10 protein-coding genes are annotated in these 10658 nt (G+C 69.9%); 6 read left to right on the top strand and 4 right to left on the bottom strand.

Features of this window, described 5'->3' with window-relative positions:
• Positions 1-386: 386 nt before the first annotated feature.
• Together glcF and glcE are read right to left on the bottom strand one after the other, a co-directional pair.
• Positions 387-1715, bottom strand: coding sequence for a glycolate oxidase subunit GlcF (gene glcF, locus AAHF99_RS03800; RefSeq protein WP_342162724.1), 1329 nt, complete (start codon positions 1713-1715; stop codon positions 387-389).
• A gap of 40 nt (positions 1716-1755) precedes the next feature.
• Positions 1756-2943, bottom strand: a complete 1188-nt coding sequence (gene glcE, locus AAHF99_RS03805) for a glycolate oxidase subunit GlcE (protein ID WP_342162725.1) — start codon at positions 2941-2943, stop codon at positions 1756-1758.
• Between the two features lie 222 nt (positions 2944-3165).
• On the opposite strand from glcE, the gene AAHF99_RS03810 reads away from it, so the two are divergent.
• Positions 3166-3399 carry a hypothetical protein gene (locus AAHF99_RS03810; RefSeq protein WP_342162726.1) on the top strand — a complete coding sequence of 78 codons (234 nt, stop codon included), beginning with the start codon at positions 3166-3168 and terminating at the stop codon, positions 3397-3399.
• On the opposite strand, the gene AAHF99_RS03815 is transcribed toward AAHF99_RS03810, so the two are convergent.
• Entirely contained in the window at positions 3369-3995 is a 627-nt protein-coding gene (locus tag AAHF99_RS03815; RefSeq protein ID WP_342162727.1) for a TetR/AcrR family transcriptional regulator, read from the bottom strand. The two genes, AAHF99_RS03810 and AAHF99_RS03815, sit on opposite strands and share 31 nt — an antisense overlap.
• A 141-nt stretch (positions 3996-4136) precedes the next feature.
• On the opposite strand from AAHF99_RS03815, the gene AAHF99_RS03820 reads away from it, so the two are divergent.
• From AAHF99_RS03820 to AAHF99_RS03840, 5 genes are all read left to right on the top strand, one after another.
• Complete coding sequence (locus AAHF99_RS03820) at positions 4137-5441, top strand: HlyD family secretion protein (RefSeq protein ID WP_342162728.1); 1305 nt, start codon at positions 4137-4139, stop codon at positions 5439-5441.
• Complete coding sequence (locus AAHF99_RS03825) at positions 5438-7015, top strand: DHA2 family efflux MFS transporter permease subunit (protein WP_342162729.1); 1578 nt, start codon at positions 5438-5440, stop codon at positions 7013-7015. Before AAHF99_RS03820 ends, AAHF99_RS03825 begins: the two co-directional genes overlap by 4 nt.
• 1 nt (position 7016) lies before the next feature.
• Positions 7017-8615, top strand: coding sequence for an efflux transporter outer membrane subunit (locus AAHF99_RS03830; protein ID WP_342162730.1), 1599 nt, complete (start codon positions 7017-7019; stop codon positions 8613-8615).
• 65 nt (positions 8616-8680) lie between these two features.
• Positions 8681-9232 (top strand): sigma-70 family RNA polymerase sigma factor, encoded by a 552-nt coding sequence (locus tag AAHF99_RS03835; protein ID WP_342162731.1) that lies wholly within the window; start codon positions 8681-8683, stop codon positions 9230-9232.
• A complete protein-coding gene (locus tag AAHF99_RS03840) occupies positions 9229-9939 on the top strand; it encodes an anti-sigma factor (protein ID WP_342162732.1) in 711 nt (236 codons plus the stop codon). The genes AAHF99_RS03835 and AAHF99_RS03840 overlap by 4 nt, the downstream gene beginning before the upstream one ends.
• A 41-nt stretch (positions 9940-9980) precedes the next feature.
• Here the strand turns inward: AAHF99_RS03840 and AAHF99_RS03845 are convergent, their stop codons facing one another.
• The gene (locus AAHF99_RS03845; RefSeq protein ID WP_342162733.1) at positions 9981-10535 is read right to left on the bottom strand and encodes a fasciclin domain-containing protein; all 555 of its coding nucleotides are present in this window, start codon (positions 10533-10535) and stop codon (positions 9981-9983) included.
• Positions 10536-10658: the final 123 nt, after the last annotated feature.

The raw sequence follows: 10658 nt of genomic DNA on the forward strand, positions 1-10658 counted from the left end.
CTGGGGTTGAAACTGGCCGGGCGGATGGTGGGGACGGCGCGTGGCGACATGCGTGCGCGCGGGGCACGAGCAGCGGCAAGCGGTGCTGTGCGTCCCTCCATCCTCTCCCGACCTCACGAAAGCATCTCGACCGGTCTGGTCCGGCCGTGAATTCCTGTGCGGCGAACATCGCCGCGCTGTGTGACACCCGACCGGCCGTTGAGTGGTCCGCCATCGCGAGAGCGGGCAACACACCCGCTGCGACGTCGCGTCCGTCTTTCCATCGAAAGAGTGGACACGTCCGCAGGTTGCACATGCGACCGGCGGGACCGGAAAGGGGTCCTTACCATTACAAACCGTGGCAGCGGTTTGGCAAGGGCCAGCCGCGCGAACTCGTCACGCAATTGTCATTCCGCTGCCGCGAGATGCGGGCGAATGGCCTGGAGCGCGGCGGGCTTCGGACCGCCGGTCGCCCAATCGAGCAGTTCCACGGTGTGAACGATCGGGATGGCCGTTCCCTTCCCGATCTGCGTGGCGCATCCGATATTGCCGGTGGCGATCACGTCGGGGCGGATCCGTTCGATGTTGGCGACCTTCCGCTCCCGCAGCTTCTCCGCGATCTCCGGCTGGAGGATGTTGTAGGTGCCGGCCGAGCCGCAGCAGATATGGCCCTCGGGCACCTCCTTCACCGTGAAGCCGGCCTGGGTGAGGAGCGCCTTCGGCTCGGTGCGGATGCCCTGGCCGTGCTGCATCGAGCAGGCCGAGTGGTAGGCGACGACGAGGTCGCTCTCCACCACCGGCTCCGCCAGCGGCAGGGTGGCCATGAACTCGGTCACGTCTTTGGCCAGCGCCGACACCCGCGCCGCCTTCTCCGCGTAGGCCGGGTCCTCGCGGAACATGAAGCCGTAATCCTTGATCGTCGTGCCGCAGCCGGAGGCGGTGACGAGGATCGCATTGAGCCCCTTGGCGATCTCGGCGTCCCAGGCGTCGATCGCCTGTTTGGCCAGGGCGTGGGACGAGTGCTCCTTGCCCATGTGGTGGGTCAGCGCCCCGCAGCAGCCCTCCTGCGCGTGGACCACCTCGACCCCGTGGCGGTTGAGCAGGCGGATCGCGGCCTCGTTGAAGTCGGGCCGCAGGACGCTCTGGGCGCAGCCCCGCAGCAGCGCGACGCGCTTGGTCGCGGCGCCCTTCGGCGGGAAGGTGCCGGCCCGGTTCGTGGGGTTGCGGCCGGGCATCGAGGCCGGGGCGAGGTCGAGCATCGCCGCGAGCCGGCGGCCGACCTGCGGCACGCGGGCGACGAGCCCCTTGAACGGCTGGCCGAGCTTCGCCGCGCGCAGCGCGAGGCGGAACCGGCCGGGATAGGGCAGGACCTGCGCGAGCAGCGCCCGCAGGAACCGGTCGCCCGCCGGGCGGGGATAGGTCGTCTCGATATGCGCGCGGGCATGGTCGACGAGGTGCATGTAATGCACGCCCGAGGGGCAGGTCGTCATGCAGGACAGGCAGGAGAGGCAGCGGTCGACATGGCGGACCACCTCGGCGCTCGCCGGCTTGCCGCCCTCCAGCATGTCCTTGATCAGGTAGATGCGCCCGCGCGGGGAATCGAGCTCGTCCCCGAGCAGCAGGTAGGTCGGGCAGGTCGCGGTGCAAAAGCCGCAATGTACGCAGGTCCGCAGGATCTTCTCGGACGCCGCCATGGCGGGATCGGCGAGCTGGGCGAGGGAGAAGTTGGTCTGCACTGTCGGATCCTGAGCGTTCTGATCCCCGGAGCGGACGGCGTCAGACGCCCGCGTACATCCGGCCGGGGTTGAAGATTCCCGCCGCGTCGTGGGCGGCCTTGATGCCGGCGGTGACGCGCATCAGCGGCTCCGGCAGCGGCTCGAAGACCGGCACGGCGGCGCGCACGGCGTCGGGCGCGCGGACCAGGGTCGCGTGGCCCCCCTGCGCCCGCACGGCGGCGCGGATCGCCTCCGCGCCGGCATCGCCCTCCGCCGGGGTGGCGAGCCAGACGAGGCCGCCGCCCCAATCGTAGAACCAGCGCGCCTCGCGCCGGGCCGCGATGGCGGCCGTGAGCGCCGGGCCCTTCGACGGGGCCGTCGAGATCCGCCACAGGGCGTCCCCGCGCGGCTCCACCAGGGGGGCGGCGTCGCGCACGCCCCGCCAGAGGGCGGCGCTGGCCTCGCCGTCCAGGGTCTCGGGGGCGCCGAACCGCTTCAGCAGGCGGCGCAACTCCCCGAGCCGGTAGGTGATGGAATCCGAGAAGCCCTCGATGCGGATGAGGGTGCGCGCCTCCCCCGAGCCGCGCCCGGCGGGGAGATGGGCCGCGCCGGTCGGCTCGAAGGGCGAGCCCAGCGCCGCCGCCAGCAGTTCGATGGCCCTGGCGTCGTCGAGGCCGGAGAAGACCAGCGTCGAGACCCGCTCGTTGGCCGGCAGCACCTTGAACGTCACCTCGGTGAGGAAGCCCAACGTCCCGTGGGCGCCGGCCATCAGCTTCACGAGGTCGAGGCCGGTGACGTTCTTCATCACCCGCCCGCCCGACTTGATCGCCTCGCCCCGTCCGTTGACGAAGCGCACGCCGATCAGGCTGTCGCGGGCGGCGCCGGCATTGATGCGCCGGGGGCCGGAATTGTTGATGGCCGCCACGGCGCCGATGGTCGGCTCGCCGTCCGTGCCGAACACGCCCCGGTAATCCACCGGCTCGAAGGGCAGCATCTGCCCCTTCGTGGCGAGCAGCGCTTCGACCTCCGCGAGCGGCGTACCCGCGCGGGCGCCGATCACCATTTCGGCCGGCTCGTAGAGGGTGATGCCGGTCAGGCCCCGCGCCGAGAGGCTGGCCTCGTCCTGCGGCGGGCGGCCGAGCCCCGCCTTGGTGCCGCCGCCGACGATCCGCAGGCGCTCCGACCGGGCGGACGCCGCGCGCACGCGCTCGCAGGCTTCCGCCTCGGTGCCGGGCTCAGTGCCGCCCATCGTCTCCCGCCCCGTCGCTTGTTTGGATCGTGTCCAGACACGGGTGTCGCCGGAACGGAGGGAGGTTTCAAGCCGGGCAACGGGCCGCGCCTGTCAGCCGGCGCATTTTCTCCCATCGGTGGAGGCATTCTGTCGCGTCACCGGCGATTCAGCCTTTTCACCTCGATTTTGGAGGATCAGCGGTGATGAAATGCTGAGGAATTGTTGTTACGGTTCGCCCCGATGGAGAAGATCGCAGCAAGTATCGCGCAAATTGCAGCCGAAGCCCTGCTCAAGGCAGGCGGGAATGCGCGCGAGCTCGGCGCAGACCTTCCCGAGCCCGTGGCGGCGGCGCTGAAGGCGTGGATCGCCGACCAGCCGGAGCCCCGCCCGTCATGGCCCGAGGCGGTGGAGCGCGGCCTGTCGGAATGGCTCACGGGGAAGGGCTACCTTCCGGCCCCGCCCTCGGCGGGATGAGAGTAGCGGCCCAGGAACAGGGCGACCGCCTCATCGACCCGCCTGTCGATCTCGGCGGCCTCCATCGGGCGCTCGGGCGGGCGCAGCAGGTTGAGGAGCGAGGCGTTGCCCAGAACGGCACCGATGTAGAGCGAGGCCGCCAGCTCGGCATCTAATCCGTGGAAATCCCCGCGGCCTTTCGCCGCCTCGAGATAGGCCGCGAGCCGCCGGGTCGTCCGTTCCGGCCCCGCCGTGAACAGGGCCAGCCCCAACGCCGGATTGCGCACCGTCTCCGTCACGACGATGCGCAGAAGCGGGATCACCTCGCCGTTTCCCATCGCTTCGAGGAGGTTGCGGCCGATCTCGCGCAGCACCGTCGCCAGGGGCGCGCCGCTCTCGAAATTCGCGTCCAGCGCCTGCCTTAGCGCCTGCGTGCGGGCGAGGACGACCTCGATCAGCAGGTCGTCCTTGCTATTGAAATGGCGGTACAGGGTCTCTTTCGAGGCTCCCGCCTCCTCCGCTACGCGCTGCATCGTCGTCTCGGTGAAACCCTGGCGCAGCAGGGTCCGCTCGGCCACCGCCAGGATCTCGCTCCGGCGCTTCTGACCCCGGGGCACCGGCCCGTCGCGGCGTCTTGGGGGTGTATCGCCTCCAATTGACATCTTCTGCGCGACTCCCCTTAGTAAGCGTACTTAACGGTTCGCTTGTGCCGCGGCAATTGACGCCTGCCGGCCAGCGCCAGGATCGAGCAGCCCAGAATGCGTGACAGCGACGACGAGGCGTTCGGGCCGCGCCAGGGGCGTGGCCGGTCGGGCTCCCGGCGTCGGGATTATCTCGACGTGGGCGGGCGCCGGGATGACGACGACGCGGACGAGACGGCCGAGGAGGCCGAGTCCAAGGAGTCCAAAGCCAAGGAGTCCAAAGCCAAGGACGGCCAGTCGAAGGACGGCCAGCAGGCGTCCAAGGACAAGAAGGACGATGAGTCCGACCACAAGAAGGACGAGGAAGAGGGCGAGCAGCGCCGCAAGAGCCGGCGACCGCTGGTCATCGGCATCGCGGCGGTGGTGGTGCTGCTCCTGATTGGCGGCGGCGTTTATTACTGGCTCTCCACCCGTGGCAAGGCTTCCACCGACGACGCCTATACGGACGGCAACATCGTCACCATCGCGCCTCAGGTTTCGGGGCAGGTCGTCAGCCTGGACGTCACGGACAACCAGTTCGTGCACAAGGGCGATCCCTTGTTCCGTATCGATCCCCGACAATTCGTGTTCAGCCAAGAACAAGCGCAGGGCCAGCTCGATACGACCAAGGCTCAGGCGGCCAGCCAGAAGCTCGGCGTGGAAATCGCCAAGAAGAACTTCCCGGCGGCGCTCGAACTGGCGAAGGCCAATCTCGACGCGGCCAAGGCGAACCTGCAGCTGCAGCAATCCAATTACGACCGGCAGAAGAGCCTGCCCAAGCTCGCCACGACCCAACAGGAGGTCGACACCACGGCGGCGAACCTCGCCCAGGCCAAGGCGCAGGTGGAGCAGGCCCAGGCCCGCCTCATCCAGGCCGAGCCGGTGAAGCAGAACATCGGCCAGTCCGAGGAGCAGGTCACGCAGATCGAGGGTCAGATCGAGCAGGCGCAGGGCCGCCTCGATCAGGCCAAGCTCAACGTCGAGTGGACGGTGGTGCGCGCGCCGCAGGACGGCTGGGTGACGCGCCGCAACGTCAACGCGGGCAATTACGTCTCCTCCGGCCAGCAGGTCATGTCCCTGGTGACGACGGACGTCTGGGTGACGGCGAACTACAAGGAGACCGAACTCGACGGGATGCACCCCGGCCAGAAGGTGACGATCACCGTCGATGCCTATCCCGACCTGAACCTCCAGGGCCACGTCGACTCGATCCAGCGCGGGTCCGGCTCGAAATTCTCCGCATTCCCGGCCGAGAACGCCACGGGCAACTTCATCAAGATCGTGCAGCGGGTGCCCGTAAAGATCCTGATCGATTCCGGGCTCAAGCCCGAAGAGCCACTGCCGCTCGGCATCAGCGTGGAGCCGACGGTGATGCTCAAGTGAGCGGCGCCTCGGACCAGGCCTGGAGGCCCCGCCACAACCCGTGGCTGATCGCCGTCGTCGTCACCATGGCGGCGTTCATGGAGATCCTCGACACCACCATCGTCAACGTGGCGCTGCCCTACATCGCCGGGTCGCTCGCCGCCTCGAACGACGAGGCGACCTACACGCTCACCGCCTACCTCGTCGCCAACGGCATCGTCCTCACCATCGCCGGGTGGCTGTCCGATACGATCGGGCGCAAGCGCTACTTCCTGATCTGCATCGGCATGTTCACGGTCTCGTCCCTGCTCTGCGGCCTCAGTCAGAGCCTCGGGCAGATCATCCTGTTCCGGCTGATGCAGGGCTTCTTCGGCGGCGGACTGCAACCGAGCCAGCAGGCGATCATCCTCGACACCTTCCCGCCGGCCAAGCGCGGGGCGGCCTTCGGCGTCACGGCGGTGGCGACCATCGTCGCGCCGGTCCTCGGGCCGACGCTGGGCGGCTACCTCGTCGAGCACCTCGACTGGCGCTGGATCTTCTTCGTGAACGTGCCGGTGGGCGTGCTGGCGGTGATCCTCAACTTCATCCTCGTGGAGGATCCGCCCCACGAGCAGGCCAAGAAGAACCGCAAGCGCGGGATAGACTATATCGGTCTGTCGCTGATCGTCATCGGCATCGGCTGCCTGCAGATCGTGTTCGACCGGGGCGAGGACGACGGCTGGCTCGGCTCGCCCTTCATCGTCACCATGTCGATCATCGGCGGGCTGGGGGTGTTCTTCGCGATCTGCTGGCTGTTGACGGCGAAGAAGCCGATCATCGACCTCGACGTGTTCCGCGACAAGAACTTCGCCATCGGCTGCATCCTGATCGGCGCGATGGGCTTCGCCCTCTACGCCAGCGCCGTGATCATCCCGCAATTCGCGCAGAACGTGCTCGGCTACCCGGCCCTGCAATCGGGCCTGATCCTCTCGCCCGGCGGCATGGTGGTGATCGTCCTGATCCCCATCGTCGGCCAGCTGATGAAGGTCGTGCAGACCCGCTACATCGTGATGTTCGGCTTCTCGCTGATGGGCGTGGCGCTCATGTATTCGAGCAAGCTCGCCCCCGACATCGACTTCAAGACCCTGGTGATCATGCGGTCCATGCAGACCGCCGCGCTCGGGTTCCTGTTCGTGCCGATCTCGACCATCGCCTACCTGACCCTGCCGCAGAAGTACCGCAGCGACGGGGCGGCGTTGTTCTCGATGTTCCGCAACGTGTTCGGCTCGCTGGGGATCTCGCTCTCGACCGCCGCCGTCACCGAGCGGCGGCAGGCGGATCAGGCGCACCTGTCGTCGTTCATGACGCCGCTCCGGCAGGGCTACAACACACTGATCCAGGAGAGCGAGCACACGCTCCGCTCCCTCGGGCGCGCGGCGGATACGGTGCATCAGGAGGCGGTGGCCCACACCTACCAGATGTACATGAAGCAGGCCTCGATCCTCGCCTACGGCAACGTCTTCCAATACACGGCCATCATCGCCTTCCTCGTGGTGCCGTTCTGTTTCCTCATCTCGGCCAAGACCGCCTCGGGCGGCGGCGGCGGAGGGCACTGACATGGCGATCCGCCTCCTCGACCTGTTCCTCGCCGGCACGGCGGCGCTCGGCCTCTCGGACCTCCTCGGCGGCTGCGTCGTGGGGCCGGATTTCGTGCGCCCCGTCCCCACGGTCGCGGCTTCGGCGACTTATGTGGAGCCCGCGCCGGGGCGCCCGGTCCACACCTCGCTGCCTCTCCTGCGCGGCACGACCGACGCCCCGCCGGACGTCGAATGGTGGCGCGCCTTCCGCGATCCCGTCCTCGACGGGCTCGAAGCGCGCATCGCCGCCCAGAACCTCGACGTGCAGACGGCGACCGCCCGCCTGCTCCAGAGCCGGGCGCAACTCGGCACCAGCGCGGCGGCGGCCCTGCCGACGCTCTCCGGCACCGGCTCGGCCTACCGGCAGCAATTCAGCAAGAACGGCACGATCGGCCTGCTGTCGAACTCCCTCGGCGGCCTGACCGGCGGCACCGACCCGACCGCCCCCCTCACCAACGGCTTCGAGAGCTACACCCTCGGCTTCGACGCCTCGTGGGAACTCGACCTGTGGGGCCGGGTCCGCCGCTCGGTGGAATCCGCGCAGGCCCAGGCCGAGGCGTCGGCGGAAGGGCGCCGGGGCACCCTGGTCTCGGCCCAGGGCGAACTCGCCCGCGACTACATCCAATTGCGCGGCACGCAGGACCTCGTGCGGATCTACCAATCCTACGTGCGGGTGAACCAGCAGATCCTCGATGTCGTGCGCATCCGCCAGCAGAAGGGCCTCGTCACCGGGCTCGACGTGGCCAGCGCCGCCTCGCAGGTGGAGGCGATCCAGGCGCAGATCCCGCAATTGCAGCAGCAGGAAATCCAGCAGATCAACGCGATCTCGCTGCTGCTGGGCGAGCCGCCGCTGGCCCTCGCGCAGGACCTGACCGGCGGACGCGGCGTCCCGCCCGTGCCGCCGAAGGTGCCGGTGGGCATTCCCTCCGAGCTGATCCGCCGCCGGCCCGACATCCGTCAGGCCGAGGCGCAGCTTCACTCCGCCATCGCCGAGATCGGCGAGGCCGAGGCCGAGTTCTTCCCGCGCGTGACGCTCACCGCGAGCCCGAGCGTCAACGCCATCGACCCGGCCAAGATCTTCCGGGGCTCGTCGCTGCAATACATGAACATCGGCCCGTCCCTCTCGATCCCCTTGTTCGAGGGCGGGCGGCTGCGCTCGAACCTCGTCCTGCGGCAGGCGCAGCAGCAGGAGGCGGCCATCGCCTACCAGAAGGCGGTGCTCCAGGGCTGGCACGAGGTCGTCAACGCGCTCGCGTCCCTTCAGGGCGATGCCGGCCGCCGGGCGCGGCTCGCCCGGCAGGTGGTGGACGCGCGGCGGGGCCTCGACCTCGCGCGGGCGCGCTACACGCAGGGCGTCGAGATCTTCACCACCGTGCTGCAGAACGCGCAGGTGGTGCTGCAGGCCGAGACCAACCTGTCCCAGGCCAACGCCGCCGTCTCGACGGACTTCGTCGCCCTCTCGAAGGCTTTGGGCGGCGGCTGGGAGGGCGCCTTCCCGCCCCAGCCCGCGCCCCCCGGCCCGCCGGAGGGGGCGCAGGTGCCTGTGGCCGAGATCATCCCCCGGCCGGTGGTGCCGTAGCGCCCTCACCGGAGCGCGGTTATGGTGCCGCCCCGAGCGGCTTGGCCGCAGCAGGGGGGAGTGCCTTGGGGAGCGCCCAGCGCGACGGCGATTTGGCGCGGCTGATCGAGGCCGTCGCCGGGGGCGATCAGGCGGCCCTGCGCGCCCTTTATGATCAGACCGCCCCGAAACTTCTGGGGATCGTGCTCCGTATCCTTCGGGATCGGGGCGCGGCGGAAGACACGCTGCAGGAGGTGTTCGTGCGCATCTGGCAGCGGGCCGGCAGCTATGATCCACGAGCCGGCGCCCCGCTCGTCTGGCTGGTCGCCATCGCCCGGAACGGCGCCATCGACCGCCTGCGGCAGGAGAAGGCCGCCCGCCTGACGCAGGTCGAGGAGGGCTGGCTCGAACGCCTGCCCGATCTCGGCGACGGCGAGGGCGACCTCGCCCGGCGGGATGCCCTGGCCCATTGCCTCGGCACGGTGGAGGTGCCCCAGCGCGAATGCCTCGTCCTCGCCTATTGCGAGGGCTGGTCGCGGGAGGAACTGGCCGCGCGGTTCGGCTGCCCCGCCAACACGGTCAAGACGTGGCTGCGCCGGGGCCTCATCAGCCTGCGCGGCTGCCTGGAGGCGGCATGAGCACCCCGCATTCCTGGCCCGACGATCCGGACGGCACGGCCGGCGAATACGTGCTCGGCACCCTGCCGCCGGAGGAACGCGCCGCCTTCGCCCGCGCCCTCGCCGGGGATGCGGCCCTGCGTGCCCTCGTGGCCGGCTGGGAGACGCGGCTCGCGCCGCTCGCCGTGGCGACGCCTCCGGTGGCGCCGAGCCCCGCCACCTGGGCGGGCATCGCGGCGCGGACCGGCGGGACGCCCGGCGCGGTCGCGGGCGGGGCACAGATTATCCGCCTGGAGCGGGCGGCGCGGCGCTGGCGCGTGGCGGCGATGGGGGCGGGGGCGCTCGCGGCGGGTCTCGCCCTGTGGATCGCCGCGGGGCCGCGTCCGGCGCCCGAGGGGGCGCAGTATCTCGCGGTGGTGGATCGGGGCGGCGCCCTTCCGGCGCTGATCGTGCGCGTCGATCTCGGCGGCGGCCTCGTGCAGGTCCGTAGCCTCGCGGCGGAGACGCCGCCGGATCGCAGCCTGGAACTCTGGTACGTGGGGGCGGGGGCCGCGCCGCGCTCGCTCGGCCTCGTGACCGACGCCTCGGCCCGTCTGCCCGTGCCGGCGGCCCTGCGCCAGGGCGCCGAGGGCGGGAGTCTCGCGGTGTCAGTGGAACCGAAGGGCGGCTCGCCCACCGGCGCGCCGACTGGCCCGGTGATCTACTCGGGCAAGCTCGTGCGCGATTGACGAAGGGCGGACCCCGGCGAGGCCGGGGCCCGCAGACCCGATCAGGGCATCATCACGCCGTTGATGACGTGGATCACGCCGTTCGACTGCATGACGTTCGGGATCGTGACCTTGGCCATGTTGCCCTTGGTGTCGGTGAGCATCACGGCCTTGCCCTTAGTCGTCACGGTCAGGGGCTCGCCCTGCACGGTCTTCAGCTCGGCCTGGCCACCGCCCTGGCGCACCGCCGCCATCAGCTCCTTGGCGGTGTAGACGCCCGGAACGACGTGGTAGGTCAGGATGCCGGTCAGCTGCGCCTTGTTCTGCGGCTGGACCAGGGTCTCGACGGTGCCCGGCGGCAGCTTGGCGAAGGCGGCGTTGGTCGGCGCGAAGACGGTGAACGGACCGGGGCCGGACAGGGTGTCCACGAGGCCTGCCGCCTTCACGGCCGCGACCAGGGTGGTGTGGTCCTTCGAGTTCACCGCGTTCTCGACGATGGTCTTGTTGGCGTACATCGGCGCGCCGCCGACCATCGGGTTCTTGGCGAGGGCCGGGCTCGCGACGGCGGCGGCAGCGAGGCCCAGCGCGAGGGCGAGGCGACGGATCGACTTGGACATGTTAGCTCCCTTGATCAGCGCCCATCGGGGCGTCGCTAGTTCCTACGGAGGCCGGGGGCCGGAAAGTTTCAGCGGCAGGAATCCGGGTGCGAAAAAATTAACGCGACGGTGGACGCCCCCGCC

The sequence above is a fragment of the Methylobacterium litchii genome, from assembly GCF_038442315.1.
In the GTDB taxonomy this organism is placed as follows: Bacteria; Pseudomonadota; Alphaproteobacteria; order Rhizobiales; family Beijerinckiaceae; genus Methylobacterium; species Methylobacterium litchii.